The 16902-nt window shown below is 71.3% G+C and carries 16 protein-coding genes and 2 tRNA genes; 9 read left to right on the top strand and 9 right to left on the bottom strand.

The window, feature by feature from the left end:
• The 3 genes from AQI70_RS31625 to AQI70_RS31615 all read right to left on the bottom strand — a co-directional run bounded on the left by AQI70_RS31625 (position 1) and on the right by AQI70_RS31615 (position 3249).
• Complete coding sequence (locus tag AQI70_RS31625) at positions 1–1104, bottom strand: LLM class flavin-dependent oxidoreductase (protein WP_062155890.1); 1104 nt, start codon at positions 1102–1104, stop codon at positions 1–3.
• 607 nt (positions 1105–1711) lie between these two features.
• Positions 1712–2443 carry a maleate cis-trans isomerase family protein gene (locus AQI70_RS31620; RefSeq protein WP_062155889.1) on the bottom strand — a complete coding sequence of 244 codons (732 nt, stop codon included), beginning with the start codon at positions 2441–2443 and terminating at the stop codon, positions 1712–1714.
• The gene (locus AQI70_RS31615; RefSeq protein ID WP_062156043.1) at positions 2440–3249 is read right to left on the bottom strand and encodes a maleate cis-trans isomerase family protein; all 810 of its coding nucleotides are present in this window, start codon (positions 3247–3249) and stop codon (positions 2440–2442) included. Before AQI70_RS31615 ends, AQI70_RS31620 begins: the two co-directional genes overlap by 4 nt.
• Before the next feature lie 182 nt (positions 3250–3431).
• On the opposite strand from AQI70_RS31615, the gene AQI70_RS31610 reads away from it, so the two are divergent.
• A complete protein-coding gene (locus tag AQI70_RS31610; RefSeq protein WP_062155888.1) occupies positions 3432–4415 on the top strand; it encodes a D-2-hydroxyacid dehydrogenase in 984 nt (327 codons plus the stop codon).
• Positions 4416–4465: 50 nt separating this feature from the next.
• Positions 4466–5866 (top strand): amidase, encoded by a 1401-nt coding sequence (locus tag AQI70_RS31605; RefSeq protein WP_062155887.1) that lies wholly within the window; start codon positions 4466–4468, stop codon positions 5864–5866.
• Here AQI70_RS31605 and AQI70_RS31600 read toward each other — a convergent pair.
• A complete protein-coding gene (locus AQI70_RS31600; RefSeq protein WP_062155886.1) occupies positions 5847–6341 on the bottom strand; it encodes a DUF3830 family protein in 495 nt (164 codons plus the stop codon). The two genes, AQI70_RS31605 and AQI70_RS31600, sit on opposite strands and share 20 nt — an antisense overlap.
• A gap of 47 nt (positions 6342–6388) precedes the next feature.
• Between AQI70_RS31600 and ehuB the strand changes: the two genes are divergently transcribed.
• From ehuB to AQI70_RS31570, 6 genes are all read left to right on the top strand, one after another.
• A complete protein-coding gene (ehuB, locus tag AQI70_RS31595) occupies positions 6389–7327 on the top strand; it encodes an ectoine/hydroxyectoine ABC transporter substrate-binding protein EhuB (protein WP_062155885.1) in 939 nt (312 codons plus the stop codon).
• Complete coding sequence (ehuC, locus tag AQI70_RS31590; protein WP_062155884.1) at positions 7324–8046, top strand: ectoine/hydroxyectoine ABC transporter permease subunit EhuC; 723 nt, start codon at positions 7324–7326, stop codon at positions 8044–8046. Before ehuB ends, ehuC begins: the two co-directional genes overlap by 4 nt.
• The gene (ehuD, locus tag AQI70_RS31585) at positions 8043–8693 is read left to right on the top strand and encodes an ectoine/hydroxyectoine ABC transporter permease subunit EhuD (RefSeq protein WP_062155883.1); all 651 of its coding nucleotides are present in this window, start codon (positions 8043–8045) and stop codon (positions 8691–8693) included. Before ehuC ends, ehuD begins: the two co-directional genes overlap by 4 nt.
• A gap of 10 nt (positions 8694–8703) precedes the next feature.
• Positions 8704–9480 carry an ectoine/hydroxyectoine ABC transporter ATP-binding protein EhuA gene (gene ehuA, locus AQI70_RS31580; RefSeq protein ID WP_062155882.1) on the top strand — a complete coding sequence of 259 codons (777 nt, stop codon included), beginning with the start codon at positions 8704–8706 and terminating at the stop codon, positions 9478–9480.
• Between the two features lie 207 nt (positions 9481–9687).
• Entirely contained in the window at positions 9688–10452 is a 765-nt protein-coding gene (locus AQI70_RS31575; RefSeq protein ID WP_062155881.1) for an IclR family transcriptional regulator, read from the top strand.
• 101 nt (positions 10453–10553) lie between these two features.
• Positions 10554–10627: transfer RNA gene (locus tag AQI70_RS31570), tRNA-Lys, on the top strand.
• On the opposite strand, the gene AQI70_RS31565 is transcribed toward AQI70_RS31570, so the two are convergent.
• The 5 genes from AQI70_RS31565 to AQI70_RS31545 all read right to left on the bottom strand — a co-directional run bounded on the left by AQI70_RS31565 (position 10593) and on the right by AQI70_RS31545 (position 16121).
• Entirely contained in the window at positions 10593–12257 is a 1665-nt protein-coding gene (locus AQI70_RS31565; protein WP_079051554.1) for an AMP-binding protein, read from the bottom strand. The genes AQI70_RS31570 and AQI70_RS31565 overlap by 35 nt on opposite strands.
• 40 nt (positions 12258–12297) lie before the next feature.
• A complete protein-coding gene (locus AQI70_RS31560; protein WP_062155880.1) occupies positions 12298–12762 on the bottom strand; it encodes a DUF3592 domain-containing protein in 465 nt (154 codons plus the stop codon).
• A gap of 98 nt (positions 12763–12860) precedes the next feature.
• On the bottom strand, positions 12861–13466 hold the full coding sequence (locus AQI70_RS31555) for a lytic polysaccharide monooxygenase auxiliary activity family 9 protein (RefSeq protein ID WP_062155879.1): 606 nt from the start codon (positions 13464–13466) through the stop codon (positions 12861–12863).
• A 95-nt stretch (positions 13467–13561) separates the two neighbouring features.
• Positions 13562–14692 (bottom strand): SPFH domain-containing protein, encoded by a 1131-nt coding sequence (locus AQI70_RS31550; RefSeq protein WP_062156042.1) that lies wholly within the window; start codon positions 14690–14692, stop codon positions 13562–13564.
• Between the two features lie 43 nt (positions 14693–14735).
• Positions 14736–16121 carry a peptidoglycan-binding protein gene (locus tag AQI70_RS31545; protein ID WP_062155878.1) on the bottom strand — a complete coding sequence of 462 codons (1386 nt, stop codon included), beginning with the start codon at positions 16119–16121 and terminating at the stop codon, positions 14736–14738.
• Between the two features lie 185 nt (positions 16122–16306).
• Between AQI70_RS31545 and AQI70_RS31540 the strand changes: the two genes are divergently transcribed.
• Positions 16307–16380 (top strand) — tRNA-Lys (locus AQI70_RS31540).
• Positions 16381–16902: the final 522 nt, after the last annotated feature.

The raw sequence follows: 16902 nt of genomic DNA, 5'->3' as shown, positions 1-16902 counted from the left end.
TCAGGCGGTGGGCAACCCGTAGGCGTCCGCGATGAGTTCGTACGAGCGCAGGCGTATGTCCATGCCGGGCGCGTTGCTCGTGATCATCAACTCGTCGGCGCCGGTGCGCTTGTGGAGGTCGTCGAGGCCGGCGCGGACCTCGTCGGGGGTGCCGTGGATGACGTTGGCGTTCCAGGAGTCGGCGAACTCGCGCTCCAGCGGGGTGAATTCGTAGGCCTCGGCCTCTTCGGGGGTGGGGATGAGGCCGGGGCGGCCGGTGCGCAGGCGGATCATGCTGAGGGCGGCGGCCCGGACCTGGCGGCGGGCCTCCTTCTCCTCGTCGGTGGCGAGGGCGGAGACGCCGATCAGGGCGTACGGCCGGTCGAGGACGGCGGACGGCTGGAAGGACTCCCGGTACAGGTCCAGGGCCGGGATGGTGTTCCGCGCCGAGAAGTGGTGCGCGAAGGCGAAGGGCAGACCGAGGACGGCGGCGAGGCGCGCGCTGAAACCGGAGGAGCCGAGCAGCCAGACCGGCGGGCGGTGCGGGGACTGGACGCCGCCGGGGGACGTCGCCTGGACGGGGCCGGGGACGGCGTGGATACGGCGGTAGGGGTGGCCGTCGGGGAAGTCGTCGTCGAGGAAGCGGGTGAGTTCGGCGAGCTGCTCGGGGAAGTCGTCGGCGCCCTCGGTGAGGTGGTCCGTGCGGCGGAGGGCTGCCGCCGTGGCGCCGTCAGTGCCGGGGGCGCGGCCGAGGCCCAGGTCGATGCGGCCGGGGGCCATGGCCTCCAGGGTGCCGAACTGCTCCGCGATGACGAGCGGGGCGTGGTTCGGGAGCATCACGCCGCCGGAGCCCAGGCGGATGCGGGTGGTGTGGGCGGCGAGATGGGCGAGGATCACGGCGGGGGACGAGGAGGCCACGCCGGGCATGGAGTGGTGCTCGGCGATCCAGTAGCGGTGGAAGCGGCGGGACTCTGCGAGGCGGGAGAGGGCGACGCTGGTGCGGAGGGCGTCGGTGGCGGTGCGGCCGGAGCTGACTGTGACCAGGTCCAGTACGGAGAGGGGGACGGGGGCGGTGCCGCGTGTGGTGCCCCGGATCTCGTCTGCCTGGGATTCGTCTGCCGCCACGTGTGCCTCCTGCGGTTCGCGTGCGCTGTGCGTTCCGCTTTAACAGGAGGGTGACTCCGCTTATTCCCTCGCCCCCGCCGCCCCTACCCGTCCCATCCCCCAGGGGCGCTGCCCCTTCGACCCCGGCCCCCCTGGGGGGCTGCGGCCCCCAGACCCCCGCTTCGGCCCTGAACGGGCCTCGTCCTCAAACGCCGGACGGGCTGGATGATGCCGACCGGCGCTGGGTAGTGGCATGGGCTCGTCCTCGAACACCGGACGGGCTGGATGATGCCGACCGGCGCTGGGTAGTGACCGCTGCCGGGTGTAGCGCCCCAGCGGGTGGGTGGGGGCTAGGGATGGCATGGGCTCGTCCTCGAACACTGACGGGCTGGATGATGCCGACCCGCGCTGGGTAGTGGCATGGGCTCGTCCTCGAACGCCGGACGGGCTGGTTGATGACGGCCGGTGTTGAGAGGTTCGAGGCCAGCCTCTTGGCCGACCGAGTCGGGTGGTGGGTGGGCGAAGGCCCGGGGGTCCAGGGGGCGGAGCCCCCTGGCGGGGTGGAAGGGGCGGAGCCCCTGGCAGAGCCACTGGAGGGCGGAGCCCCTGGGCTCTGGCAGTGTCGCCGCTATACCTGCACGATCGGTTCCTTGGTGAAGAGGGAGCCCAGTTCCGGGGCGTTCACCCGGCGGTCCGTCAGCCTGAGGGCCTCCCAGACCGTGACCTGGTTGGCGGTGAGGACCGGCTTGGACAGGTGCTGTTCCAGGGCGGGGAGGTGGGAGGCGGTGTGCAGGGCGGTGTCCGGGAGGAGGATCGCCTCGGCGTCGGGGTGGTCCGCCTCCCTCGCCAGCGTGAACAGCTCCTTCTCGCCCCAGGTCCCGACCTCGGCCGCCGTGATGATCCCGGAGCCGCGTACCGCCACCACCTCCGTGCCGGCCGCCCGGAGGAAGTCCGCGAAGAGCTCCGCCACGTCGTCGGGGTAGGTCGCGCCGATCGCCACCCGCCGCACCCCGAGCTCCCGTACCGCGTGCACGAAGGCGAAGGACGTCGACGAGGCCGGCATGCCCGCCGTGACGGCGAGGGTGCGCACCTGCTCGTGGGCGCCCTCCCAGCCATAGACGAAGCTGCCGCTCGTGCACGCCCACACCACCGCCTCGGCACCCGCCAGCCGCAGCGCCTCCACGCCGGCCGCGAGCCGCTCCGCCGAGCCCATCTCCCGCAGCGCGTCCTCGCGGTGCGCGTCCTCGCCGATGTCGGTGTGCACCAGGTCGATCCGGATGTCGCTGGCGAGCAGCTGCTCGATGCGTGGATAGTCGTCCTCGGCGGAGTGGCCCGGGTAGAGGAATCCCAGTGCGGTCATGTCGGCCCTTCCTGCTGCTGTTCTTCACCCGGCAGATTCGGCAGTACGTCCGGCAGTGCGGAACCGTCCCGCGCCGCCGGATCGATCAGCGCCTGGTACGGCCCCACCGCTCGGGTACCCATTCGGCGCAGCGCAGCCCACATCGTCACCTGGTTGGCCGAGAGCACCGGCATGCGCAGTTCCGCCTCCAGCTGGGGGATGACGTCGTAGGTGGGCAGGTTGGTGCAGCTGATGAACAGGGCGTCGGCCGCACGGCGCACGGCCCTGCGCGCCATGTCCGCCACATCGCGGTACGGCACCTTCCAGATGTGCCGGGTGAGGCCCATGTACGCACACCCCGTGACCAGGACCCCCGCCTCCGCGACATACGCCTCCAGCGCCCGTGTCACCGACACGGTGTACGGCGTCACCAGCGCCACCCGCCGTACGCCCAGGTCGCTCAGCGCCTCCAGCAGCGCCCCGGACGTGGTGACCGCCGGTACCGCCCCCGCATGGGTCATCGCCGCGCACATCGCCCGCTCGCCCGCGATGCCGGCGACGAAGCTGCCGGAGGTGCAGGCGTAGGCGACCACCTCGGGTGAGATCGCGGTCAGGGTGCGCACGCCGTCACTCAGCGTCTCGTGCTCGCTGACCAGGCGGGCCAGATCCAGGCTGACCTCGACGGGGACGTACGGGGTGCGGGTGAGGTGCAGCGACACCTCGTCCGGCACCCAGCGCCACAGCTCCCGGTCCAGCGCGAAGTCGAAGGGGGCGATGACTCCGACGCCGCGCTGGGGGCGGGGTCCGCCGAGGAAGGAGATGTCCATGGCGTCCATGGCAGGCACCGCCCTCACTATGAGAAACAGGTGAGCAACGGACCGTACGTACGCCCGTGTTGACGAAGGTAGGTTCGGGTGCGAGCGTGGTCAAACCTCGCATGTCAGACGGCCATCGCTTCCAGTAGAACTCCGAGAAACCGCCCCCGCACCCTCCGGAGAAACGACCCCGTATGACCGCAGCCACCCCCCGTCCGTCGCCGGCCCCCGGCTCCCCGCCGACCCTCCTGGTCCTCGACGCCGACCCCCTCCCGCGTCTCGGCCGCCTCACCGGCCGCGCCCGTATCGAGCACACGGACGAGGCGGCCCTCGCCGAGCGGCTGCCCCACGCCGACGTGCTGCTGGTGTGGGACTTCACCTCGTCCGCCGTACGCGACGCCTGGCCCGGCGACGGCCCCCGGCCGCGCTGGGTGCACACGGCGAGCGCGGGCGTGGATCATCTGATGTGCCCGGAGCTCACCGCGTCCGACACGGTGGTCACCAACGCGCGCGGCGTCTTCGACCAGCCGATCGCCGAGTACGTCGCCGCGCTGGTGCTGGCCATGGCGAAGGACCTGCCGAGGACCCTGGAGCTGCAGCGCTCCCACGAGTGGCGGCACCGCGAGGGGCAGCGCGTCGCCGGCACGCGCGCGTGCGTGGTCGGCTCCGGTCCCATCGGCCGTACGATCGCCCGCACGCTCAAGGCCCTCGACGTCACCACCGCGCTGGTCGGCCGGGTCCCGCGCACCGGCATCCACGGCCCGGACGACCTCGACCGGCTGCTGTCCCGCGCCGACTGGGTGATCGCCGCCGCGCCGCTCACCGAGCAGACGTACGGCATGTTCGACGCCCGCCGCTTCGGCATGATGCAGCCCTCCGCCCGGTTCATCAACGTCGGGCGCGGGCAGCTGGTGGTGGAGGAGGCGCTGGCCGACGCCCTCGCCAAGCGGTGGATCGCGGGGGCCGCGCTGGATGTCTTCGAGCACGAACCCCTCCCGCCCGACAGCCCGCTGTGGCAGGCGCCGGGCCTGATCGTCTCCCCGCACATGAGCGGGGACACCGTCGGCTGGCGGGATGAACTCGGCTGTCAGTTCGTGGAGTTGTACGAGCGCTGGGAGGCGGGCAGACCGCTGCTGAACGTGGTCGACAAGCAGCGCGGGTACGTACCGGGACGCTGAACTCCCCACGGACGCTCGCGGATTCTCTCGGATTCGAGCCTGGAGGGCGCATGACGGAACTCACCGAACTGACTGCCGTACAACTCCTCGACGGCTACCGCACCGGGGAGTTCAGCCCCGTCGACGCCACCCGCGCGGCCCTGGAGCGGGCCGAGCGGATCCAGCCGGAGGTCAACGCCTTCGTACGCCTCACCGCCGACGAGGCCCTCGCGCGGGCCCGGGAATCGGCCGAGCGCTGGCGGCGCGGCGCACCGGCCGGTCTGCTCGACGGCGTCCCGGTCACGGTGAAGGACATCCTGCTGATGCGCGGCGCACCGACACTGAAGGGCTCGAAGACCATCTCCGAGCAGGGCCGTTGGGACGAGGACGCCCCCTCCGTCGCCCGGCTGCGCGCGCACGGCGCCGTCTTCCTCGGCAAGACGACCACCCCCGAGTTCGGCTGGAAGGGCGTCACCGACTCGCCCCTGTCGGGCGTCACCCGCAACCCGCACGACCCGACCCGTACCGCGGGCGGCTCCAGCGGCGGCGCGGCGGCGGCCGTGGCGCTCGGCGCGGGGCCGCTCGCCCTCGGCACGGACGGCGGCGGCAGTGTCCGTATCCCGGCGGCCTTCTGCGGCATCTTCGGCCTGAAACCGACGTACGGCCGGGTCCCGCTCTACCCCGCCAGTGCCTTCGGGACCTTGGCGCACGTCGGCCCGATGACCCGGGACGCGGCCGACGCGGCCCTGCTCCTCGACGTCATCGGCGCCCCCGACTCCCGCGACTGGTCGGCGCTCCCGGCGCCGCCCGGCTCCTTCCGCACGGCCCTGTCCGGGGGCGTGCACGGCCTGCGGGTCGCCTACTCCCCCTCCCTCGGCGGCCAGGTGGCGGTGCGTCCGGCGGTCGCGGCGGCGGTGCGGCGGGCGGTGGAGCGGCTGGCGGCGCTCGGCGCGTACGTCGAGGAGACCGACCCCGACTTCACCGACCCGGTGGACGCCTTCCACACCCTGTGGTTCACGGGGGCGGCCCGGGTGACCCAGCATCTCGGCCCGCGGCAGCGGGAGTCGCTCGACCCGGGGCTGCGGGAGATCTGCGACGCCGGCGCCCGCGTCAGCGCGCTGGACTATCTGGCCGCGGTCGACGTCCGCATGGATCTCGGCCGCCGCATGGGCCGCTTCCACGACACCTACGACCTCCTGGTCACCCCCACCCTCCCCCTCACCGCGTTCGAGGCGGGCGCGGAGGTGCCGAAGGCCTCCGGTCACCACCGTTGGACGGGCTGGACCCCGTTCACGTACCCCTTCAACCTCACCCAGCAGCCGGCGGCCACCGTCCCCGTCGGCACGGACGGGGACGGTCTGCCGATCGGCCTCCAGCTCGTGGCCGCCCGGCACCGGGACGACCTGGTGCTGCGGGCCGCGCACACGCTCTACGAGGCCCGCATCGCCGGGCTCACACCCTCCGGAAGCTGAGCGACTCCCCCAGCGCGCCCGACCGCCACAGGTCGTTGCAGCCCTGGGCCATCTCCTCCAGCCCCGCCACTACCTGGCCCCAGACGATGCCGGGCACCCAGCCCACGTCGCCGTTCAGGAGCAGGTTGTTGCGCTCGTAGAACAGGGCCAGGTCGACCACCGTCGTGCCGGGGCGGACCTCACGGTCGTAGCCGTAGGACTTCGTGCCCAGTTCCGTGCCGGCGAAGGCGAAATAGCAGAGATCTCCGGGGATGGGGGTGACTGTCGGGTTCTCCAGCGGCGGCTCCGTTTCCGCGAAGGGCGGGAAGAGGGCGTAGATCTCGTTACGGGCGTACTTGGCGTGGTAGACGTCGCCGCTCAGGGGCAGGGCGTCCCAGACGGCCGCGCAGGTCAGCGGGGCGCGATCGTCCAGGAGTTTGGCCGTGCAGTGGATTCCCCGCTTGACCAGCGACACCTCGATGAACCGATCTGTCATGCATTCCAGGGTGCATACATCGCATGGTCTCGGGTAGCCGCGCCGCCATGGCTCCACCACTGGAACATGTCGAACCACATGTCGAACACACATCCAGAACGACGCGCCGGCCGTCCGGCACCACTCGCCGGTCGCTGCTCGCGGGGGTGGCGGCGCTCGGCGCACTGGGCGCGGCGGGCTGCTCGCGGGTGGCCACGGCGTCCACCAAGGACGGCGGCGATCTGCTCGAACGCCTCCGGGCCGCCGGTGTCGTACGGCTCGGGATCGCCGGTGAGATCCCCTTCGGGTACATCGACAAGAACGGCGAACTCACCGGTGAGGCGCCCGAGCTGGCGAAGGTCGTCTTCAAGCGGCTCGGAGTGGACCGGGTGCAGCCCGTGCCCACCGAGTTCGGGTCACTGATACCCGGGCTCAACTCCCAGCAGTTCGATGTCGTCGCCGCCGGGATGTACGTCAATCCAGAGCGCTGTGAGCAGGTCATCTTCTCCGACCCCGACTATCAGATGCTCGATTCCTTCATCGTGCGCAAGGGCAATCCCCTGGGGCTGCACGACTACAAGGACGTCGTGGAGAAGAAGGCCAAGTTCGCCACCGGGACCGGTTATGCCGAGATCCAGTACGCCGTCGAGGCGGGGTACAAGGAGAGCGACATCCTCATCGTGCCGGACCAGGTCGCGGGGCTGAACGCCGTCGAGGCGGGGCGCGTCGACGTCTTCGCCGGTACGGCGCTGACCACCCGTGAGGTCGTCAAGAAGTCGGCCAAGGCCGAGGTCACCGAGCCGTTCAAGCCGGTCGTCGGCGGCAGACCGCACGTCGACGGCGGGGCCTTCGCCTTCCGGCCGACCGAGACGAAGCTGCGGGACGCCTTCAACGTCGAGCTGCGCAAGCTGAAGAAGAGCGGGGAGCTGCTGCGCATCCTCAAGCCCTTCGGCTTCACCGAGGCCGAGATGACCGACCTCACCGCGAAGGAGCTGTGCGGCGGATGACCTCGGGACTCTGGGAACTCGTACTGCAAGGAATCTGGACCACCGTCCAGCTGCTGGTGCTGAGCGCGCTGGTGGCGGCGGCGGTCGCCTTCGGGGTCGGCATGGCCCGCACCCACCGGCTGTGGATCGTCCGCTTCCTCGCGGGCTTCTACACCGAGGTGTTCCGCGGGACCTCGGCCCTGATCATGATCTTCTGGGTGTTCTTCGTGCTGCCGGTCGCCTTCGGCTGGCAGCTGGTCCCGCTGTGGGCCGGCACGCTGGCACTCGGACTGACCTACGGGGCGTACGGCGCCGAGATCGTGCGCGGCGCCCTGAACTCCGTCGACCCCGCGCAGCGCGAGGGCGGGATCGCGCTCAGCTTCACGCCGTGGCAGCGGATGCGGCTGATCCTGCTGCCGCAGGCGGTACCGGAGATGATCCCCTCCTTCACCAACCTGCTGGTGGAGCTGCTGAAGGGCACGGCCCTGGTGTCCGTCATGGGCATGGGCGACCTGGCCTTCAGCGCCAACCTGGTGCGGCTCGCGCTGCAGGAGAGCGCGGAGATCTACACGTACGTCCTGCTGATCTACTTCGTCATCGCCTTCCTGCTCACGCGGGGGATGCGCGGACTGGAACGCAAGCTCAAGACCGGTGTCGGCAAGCCCGTCGGGCGCACCCCCGACCAGGAGCTGCACCGTCCTGAGACGACCGGCGTGGGGGCGGGAGGTGCTCTCGGATGACCTGGGACTGGGGCGCTGTCGCCGACTTCATGCCGCGCTTCTGGGACGGGCTGCTGCTCACCCTGCAGATCCTGGCCCTCGGCTCGCTGATCTCCTTCGCGCTGGGCCTGGTGTGGGCGCTGCTGATGCGCACGCCGTCGCGCTGGGTGCGCTGGCCGGTCGGGGCGGTCACGGAGTTCATCCGCAACACCCCGCTGCTGGTGCAGCTGTTCTTCCTCTTCTATGTGCTGCCCGAGTGGGGCTTCACCTTCTCGGCGCTGGCCACCGGTGTCTTCGCCATCGGGCTGCACTACTCGACGTACACGATGCAGGTCTACCGCGCCGGCATCGAGGCGGTGCCGGCCGGCCAGTGGGAGGCCGCGACGGCGCTGAACCTGCCGGTCACCAGGACCTGGCGGGTGGTGATCCTGCCGCAGGCGATCCGCCGGGTGGTGCCCGCCCTCGGCAACTACGTCATCGCGATGCTCAAGGACACCCCGGTCCTGATGACGATCACGGTCATGGAGATGCTCGGCGCGGCGCGGCTGTTCGCGCAGGAGAACTTCCAGTTCACCGAGCCCCTGACGGTCATCGGTGTGGCCTTCATCCTCATCGCCTATCCGGCCTCCCTTCTCGTACGAGCCCTGGAGCGACGCCTTGTCCGCTGACACCCCGCTGATGAAAGAACCCGACGCGAGCGCCAACCCGCCGGTGGACGGCGCCGAGCTGATCCGCTTCGACAACGTCACCAAGCGCTTCGGATCCAACACCGTGCTCGACCGGCTCGACTTCTCCGTCGCGTCCGGCAAGCACGTGACCCTGATCGGCCCGTCCGGCTCCGGCAAGACGACGATCCTGCGTCTGCTGATGACCCTGCTCAAGCCCGACGAGGGCACGATCACGGTCGCCGGTGAGCAGCTCTTCCCGGCCCCGGAGAAGCAGGTGCGCGAGGTCCGCAAGAAGATCGGCATGGTCTTCCAGCAGTTCAACCTGTTCCCGAACATGACCGTGCTGCGCAACATCACCGAGGCCCCGGTCACCGTGCTCGGCCTGTCCAAGGACGAGGCGGAGGCGCGCGCCCGTGAGCTGCTGGACATGGTGGGCCTCGCCGACAAGTGCGACGCCCGCCCGACCCAGCTGTCCGGCGGCCAGCAGCAGCGGGTGGCGATCGCGCGGGCGCTGGCGATGCGGCCGCAGGTGCTGCTGCTCGACGAGGTGACCTCGGCGCTGGACCCCGAGTTGGTCGCGGGCGTCCTGGACGTGCTGCGGGACATCGCCCGCAGCACCGACATCACGATGCTCTGTGTGACCCACGAGATGAATTTCGCCCGGGATATCTCGGACCAGGTCCTGATGTTCGACTCCGGCCGGGTCATCGAGTCCGGCTCGCCGGAGAAGATCTTCAACGACCCGGAGAACGACCGGACGCGGGAATTTCTCAGCGCCGTGCTGTGACGCCGGGAAGTGAACGAGGTTCAACCTTCGAGGTCCGGGCGCCGTGGCATGACGGTGGCATATGCCAGAGTGCTGTCGCCCTGCTGAGAGGGGTGTGCACAGCGATGGAATCTCGTCAACAACCGCTCACTACAAGCCTCTTGGCGGTTATCGTGAAAGGGATTGGCTGACTGCAACCCGGCCCAATGAGCGACCGCAGGGGGAACCGTGGCGCTGAAACACGAGCCGACCGCGCCGTACCACTCGGCCCAGGACGCCCTGCGCGTCCTGGAGACCGTGGCGCGGCACAGCACCGGAGTCACCGACGCCGAACTCGCCCGGCACACCCGCATCGGCATGGAGCGCCTGACCAGCCTCCTGCGGATGCTGCGCCGCGAGGGCTACGTCGAGCAGGTCGCCGACGGGGCGTACGTCACCGGCGACGCCCTGAACCGCCTGGGTTCCGCGCGGGGCCGCGAGCAGGCCCTGCGCGAGAACCTCCAGCGCACGCTCGACCGGCTGCGCGACTCGGTCGGCGCCGCGGTCTACATCAGCCGGTACGTCGATGGTGAGGTCAGGATCGACCAGTACGCCGCCGGACCGGCGACGCCCGTGGTCCACGAGTGGGTCGACTTCCGCGACTCCGCCCACGCCACCGCGATCGGCAAGAGCCTGCTCGGCCAGCTCGACCACAACGGCCGGCGCGACCATCTCTCCCGCCACAAGATGGCCCGCCTGACCTCGCGCACGATCACCAGCGACAAGGTGCTGCTCTCCCGCCTGGAGTCCCAGCCGCCGACGGTGCCCCACCTCGACCTCCAGGAGTACGCGGTGGGCACGGTGTGCGCGGCGGTCCCGATCACGGCCGGGTCGTCGGTGGGCTGCCTGGCCCTGTCCCTGCCGATCCAGCACGCACACCGGCTGCGCCAGGCGGCGGACACGCTGAACCGGAACGCGGCGCCGGTGCTGCTGTCGCTGGCGATCCAGGTCTGACCACCGCGCCCGGCGGTGGGTCGGAAGCACCCCTGGGGACCAGGTAGTATTTTCTCTGTCGCCAGCCGCGAGAGCGCAAAGACGCGGTCGGCGGGAGTCATGCGCCGCTAGCTCAGTTGGTTAGAGCAGCTGACTCTTAATCAGCGGGTCCGGGGTTCGAGTCCCTGGCGGCGCACCCTTGAAGGGCCTCTCGTGGGAGCGAGAGGCCCTTCGACGTCTTCCCAGGTCAGCCTCCGGTACGCGTCCTCCCCGGGTGGCCTCCACCACACCGGCTCGGCACACCGGAACCCCTCCGCCCTGAGCCTCGCCCGGTGGATCTTGTTCGTGGCCGTGACCGGCAGCTGATCCACGACCCGTACGAACCGGGGCGGCATCTTCGTCCCGAGATCCGGCTGGGCGGACAGGAACCGGGCGAAGCCCTCCGGGTCGAAGGTCCCCGCGATCGTCGCCATGACCTGGTCCCCGGTCACCGGATCCGGCACCGCGTACACGGCGACGGCCACGGTACCCTCGTACCGGGCGAGGATGTTCTCGATCATCGCGGCGGACAGGTTCTCGCCGTCGACCCGGAGCCGGTCGTCGCCGCGCCCCGCGAAGTACAGATAGCCGTCGGCGTCCCGGCAGAACAGATCCCCCGTCCAGTACCAGCCCTCCCGCCGCCGCTCCGCCTCCGCCTCTGGGTTGCGCCAGTACCCCTCGAAGGGGTTCGGCCCCCGGTTGACCAGTTCCCCGATGGCCTCGTCCCCGTTGACCAGCCGCCCGGCCGCGTCGAAGACGGCGGGCGGGCACTCCTCGCGGGTCTGTGGATCGAGTACGACGAGCCCCGGCGCCGCCCGCCCCACGGCTCCCGGCGGTGTCCCCGGCGACCACTGCACGGCGGCCCCGCCCTCGGACGACCCGTACCCCTCCACCAGCCGCACCCCGAACCGCCGCTCGAAGGCGGCGGCGTCCACGGCACCGGCCTCGGTGCCGAAGCCGAGCCGCAGCGCATGGTCCCGGTCGTCGGGGCGCGGCTCGGTGGCGAGGATGTACTGGATCGCGCGGCCCACATAGGTGAAGTACGTCGCCCGGTACCGCCGCACGTCCGCCAGGAACCCCGACGCCGAGAACCGCCGCCGCAGCGCCACACCCGCGCCCGCCGCGAGCGCGGGTGCCCAGTCGGCGATCACCGCGTTGCCGTGGAACATCGGCATGCACAGGTAGTGCACGTCGTCGGGGCGGACACCGAACTGGCCGGCCAGGGCGCGCCCGGCCGCCGCCAGCCGCCCCTGGGTGCAGATCGCGGCCTTGGGGGCGCCGGTCGAGCCGGAGGTGAAGTAGAGCAGGAGCCGGTCGTGCGGGGTGGCGCGGGAGCCGTCCGGCACCGCGTCCGCGAACGGGGCGAGCAGGGCGTCGTACTCCGGTGTGCCGGTCACCAGCAGCCGCACGCCGGGCAGGTCGAGGCCGTCGAGCAGCGGCAGGTGGGCCCGCTCGGTGACGAGGATCCGGCACTCGGTGTGCAGGATGTCGCGGGCGAGTTCCGGGCCCCGGCGGGTGGGGTTGATCCCGGCGACGGCGGCTCGCGCGAGGGCCGCGGCACTCAACCACATCGGGTACTCGGGGGTGTTGTCGAGCAGGACACCGATGTGCGGCTCGGCGCCGGGCGGCAGCAGGTCGGCCAGCAGGGCCGCCCGGACGGCGGCCCCGGCCGCCACCTCGTGCTGCGTCAGCACCCGCCCCTCGAACCACAGCCCCGGCCGGTGGTCACCCCACCGGGCGCGTACGAGCTCGGCGACCGTACCTGGTGCGGACTCCGTGGACTCCATGAGCGCGCACGGTAGTTGACGCGCCGTCAGATGTGGAGCGCTACGGCTGCGGGAAGTCCTGCGCGGCGACGAACATCGCGTGGGCGACCAGCATGAAGACGATGCAGATGAGGATGAACACGCCGAAGAACACCACCATGCACCCGGTGCCCACCGCGAGTTTCCCGCGCGCCGGGGCCTTGGCCGTCGCCTGCTGGGGGCGGTCCGCCACGTAGTGCACGGTGACGATGTCACCCTCGACGGTCGTCCCCGGCCCGCCCGCCTCGTCGAAGCGGACGACACGGCCGTCGCGCGCCATGAACTCGTAGACGTGGTGCAGGGTCGTGCGCACCGGGGAGTCGCCGCCGCCGCTCGTCGTCGTGTACGCCCGCAGACAGCGCGCCTCGGCCGTCAGGCCGCTGTTCCAGGCGCGGCTGAGCTGCCGGGAGCGGCGGAGCACCGTGACCGCGGCCAGGGAGACGATCGCGATCATGACGGTGGGCACGAGGTAGAAGAAGACTTCCATGAGACAGGTCCCCCGATGTCCGTGCCCGGCCTGAGTGGCCGGTGTGACCGGGAACGTACCCGGCGCACCCGGGGGCCTGTCTCAAGGGAACCTCAGAATCAGAACGTGACGTCCGAGCAGGCGTAGAACGCGTTGCCCGTGTCCGCGATCGTCCACACCGCGAGGATGACGTGGTGACCGCTCAGCCCGGACGGCAGGGTGCCGCTGTGGGAGAGCGTCGCCGGCGGGCGCTGACCGCCGTACGGGACCGTCAGGAACGGGGTGAGGTTGAGGTCGGAGCGCGCCAGGTTGTGGTTCTGGTTCCAGCCCGGCTTGGTGACGTAGTACTTGAAGTCGGTCGTGGCGTGCATGGCCGTGAACTGCCAGCGGAAGGTGTAACGCTGACCACCCGACACCCGGGTGGTCGGCCAGGCGCCGCCGGACGGTGTCCTCGGCGCGCTGAGCTGGCTGAACTGGCCGAGGCCCGCGTTGCATATCTGCCCGTCGGCCGGGCCGGCGGCCGGGAAGCCCTTCGGGCCCTCGACGCTCTGCGGCTCCCACTGGATCGGGCCGCAGTTGGTCACGGTGCCGTTCTGGCAGAGCTTCTGCCGGCTTATGGGGAGGTCGGTGTAGCCGTGGCCGCTGGCACCCTGGGCGGAGAGCACGAGGGTCCCGGCCGTGGTGAGTCCGAGTGCGGCGGCGTACCACTTGGTCCTTCTGCGCATGCTGCTGCTCCTGGGAACGTGGGGGAGGTTCAGTGAGCTTGCAGGTCTAGACCAAGTCTCAGATTATTGCCGTTAGTTGAACATGTCCATACCAATCACAGACTCTGTTCCCCGCGCCCGGAGCAGAACGCCACCGTCAAGTCCTTGACCAGTGCCTTGCGTTCGTAGTCGTCGAGCTCGACCAGCCCCCGCATGGTCAGCCGCGTCACCGTGTCCTCCACCGAGTCGACGACCGAGGTGAGGACAGCCGCCCGGTGCTGCGCGTCCAGCGCGGCGACACGGCGGCGGTGCATGACGGCGGCCACCTCCGGGGCGTACTCCACCCGCACCGGCCGCACCGAGAACACCTCAAGGCCGACGGCCTCCGCGTCCCGCACCACCAGCCGGGTCAGCGTCTCCTCGGCCACCTCGGCAGACCCCTGCCGGCCGCCCGGCAGCTCCACCGGCACCCGGGCCAGCGCCGCCTCGACGCACTCGCGCAGATACCTCTCGTGGTCCGCCACCCCGAGCAGCGCCCGCGCGGTGTCCCGCACCCGCCACACCACCAGCACGACCACCCGCAGCGCCACCCCGTCGCCGTCGGCCGCCGGCATCGGCTCGCTGCGCCAGTGCCGCAGCCGTACGTCGACCCGGCGGCGCAGCAGCAGCGGGTTGACCCACAGCAGGCCGGTGCGCCGTACCGTCCCCCGGTAGCGGCCGAACATCCCGAGCACCCAGGCTCCCCCGGTCCGCCCGCGCGCCAGCCCGCCGAGGCCGAACAGCCCCAGCGCCCCGGCCCCCGTGTACGCCGCCCACTGCACGGGCCCCAGCCCCGCCCCCGCGGACGCCGGCAACCCCAGCGCCGCCATCACCGGCGACGGCAGCACCCCCGCCCACCACGAGGTGGCCAGGCACCCGGCCGCCCCGCAGGCACCGGCCCACAGACCCGCCGCCCCGGGCAGCACCCGCGCCGACCGCTCCGCCAGGCCGGGGTCGACCTCCGGCGCGGGCGGAGGCTGCGGCTGCACCGGGCGACGCAGCCGCGGCTGCTCACCGGTGCCCTGCCGGCGCGCCACGACCGCCGGCCTCAGCGGCACGGACACCGGGCCCGACTCGTCGCGGAACAGCAGATGGACGGGGATCTCGGTGGTTGCCTCGTTCTGGATCAGCCGCCCGGGCCGGGCCGGCCCCTCGGCCGAGCCCGTGAGCCCCTCGGGCTCGGGCGTGTGGGAAGTCGTCGTGGTCACGCGTGCCTCCAGCCTCCGCGCCAGATGCGTCACAGCAGGTGGGTCATGAGAAGAGCCGCCGCCAGGTCTCCGGCCCCGGATAGCCGTCCGCCGCGCCGCCCCGCCAGCCCTGGGCACGCTGGAAGGCCTCGACGGCACGCCGGTCCGCCTCGCCCCAGCGCGGCCCCGGCCCGGTCCGGTAGTGCTTGCCGAACCCTTTCTTCACCAGTTGCCTGCCGAGCCGGGTGACGTACTCGTTGTGGGCGCCCGGCCGGAACATCGCCCGCCCCGGATAGCCGGGCACGCCGTGCGACGACGGCGAGGCGGGCGTGCCCGACTCGGACGCCCCAGCCCGGATGTCGTTGCCCTTGCCGGTCACCAGCAGCGCCCACGTCTGCGGCCCCGGCAGCCCGTCCGCGTTCCGGCCCCGCCAGCCCTGCGCCAGCTGGAAGGCCCGCGTGGCCCTGCGGTCCGCGTCCGACCAGCGCGGGCCGGGGCCGACGCGGTAGTACCGGCCGGCGCCGCGCTCGACGAGCATGCGGCCCAGCCGGGCGACGTGCTTGTTGTTGGCGCCCGGACCGAAATACGCCCGGCCCGGATACCGAGCCCCGTCCTTCGGCCCCTCCGGCTTGGCGGTGTCGGGCTGCCCGGCACCCTGCTGCTCGCCGTCCGGCCGCCCTCCCCCTGACTGCCCGGTGTCCGGTTTCCCACCCGTCGCGCCGCCCGCCAGCCCCTTGTAGCGGTAGGCGAGGTAGCGGTCGGAGTGGCTCCAGTAGGCGTACGGGGTGGCCTGCCGGCGGGCGTGCGGGGGAGCCTCCTCGTAGGCGATGTAGTAGGTGTGCGTGTAGTCCGTCCAGCCGCCGAAAATGACGACGTGCGACCCTCGCTGGGGGTCCGCCGGATTGTGGAACAGCAGAATGTCGCCGGGTTGCAGCTCATCCCTGGAAATCCGGACGCCGTACTGGTCCAGGCTGCCGGTCCATTCGTTTCCGGGCAGGTTCCAGGCCATCGACACGAAGCCGGAGCAGTCCTGCCGGTATCCGTCCGACCAGTACTTGTACATGCTGTACGGCACCTTCGCGGCGACCCATTCCTTCGCCCGCCTGATGATCTCCGCACGGGTGCTCGCGGGCGCCTTGAGCACGCCGCCCGGCTCGACCGGCCGCCCGCCCGGGCCGTACAGCGGAGCCTTGTCTCCCTGGGGGGTTCCGGGCTCGTCACCTGCGGGAACGTTCGGCCGAGGGGAGCTGTGGGGGGCGGCGAGAGCCGGGGCGGTGTGGCCGACGGCGAGGGTCGTGGAGGCGGCTGCGGCGAGGATCAGAGCCCGGTGGGCGGCCGGGTGGCGGCCGGTCGTGGAATGCGGCAGGACACGTCTCCAGTGAACGCATCCGGGGCAGTCGCAGTCACTCGCCGGATCGAATTCCTCGAATACCGGAGTCCGAGTCTCCATGCGATTCCCCTCACACTCCAGACGAAAATCTCCGCGGCCATGCACTCCGCCAGTTTCACAACTGTCTTCCGCACTCGCATGTTGACGGTCCGAATGGTTTACGGCCCCCCTCACGGGCACCGGGCCGCCCCGGCCCGTGGTCAGGAGCACCTCCGGAGGTCATGTAGAGTTAACGCCGTCAGCACGCGCCGCTAGCTCAGTTGGTTAGAGCAGCTGACTCTTAATCAGCGGGTCCGGGGTTCGAGTCCCTGGCGGCGCACAGACGGCGAAGGCCTCTCGCAACCGCGGGGGGTCTTCGCTTTTGGGGCGGGTTCTCCCCGGTTCTCCTCGGTTCTCCCCGGTTCTCCTCGGTTCTCCCCGGTTCTCCCGGGCTCTCCTCGGGTTCTGCAGAGGCCTGGAGGAGCGGCTGGGGGTCCGGGGGTTATCCCCCGGGGGATGCAGCATCAGCGGGTCCGGGGTTCGAGTCCCTGGCGGCGCACAGACAGTGAAGGCCTCTCGCAACAGCGGGGGGCCTTCGCTTTTGGGGCGGGTTCTCCCCGGTTCTCCCTGATTCTCCTCGGGTTCTGCAGAGGCCTGGAGGAGCGGCTGGGGGTCCGGGGGTCACCCCCCGGGGGATGCAGCATCAGCGGGTCCGGGGTTCGAGTCCCTGGCGGCGCACAGACAGTGAAGGCCTCTCGCAACAGCGGGGGGCCTTCGCTTTTGGGGCGGGTTCTCCCCGGTTCTCCCGGATTCTCCTCGGGTTCTCCAGGGCTCTCCTCGGGTTCTCCAGAGGCCTGGAGGA

Source organism: Streptomyces curacoi, from assembly GCF_001513975.1.
In the GTDB taxonomy this organism is placed as follows: domain Bacteria; phylum Actinomycetota; class Actinomycetes; order Streptomycetales; family Streptomycetaceae; genus Streptomyces; species Streptomyces curacoi.
Note: the sequence above shows the minus strand (reverse complement) of the source record. Positions and strands in the feature narration are given on the sequence as shown.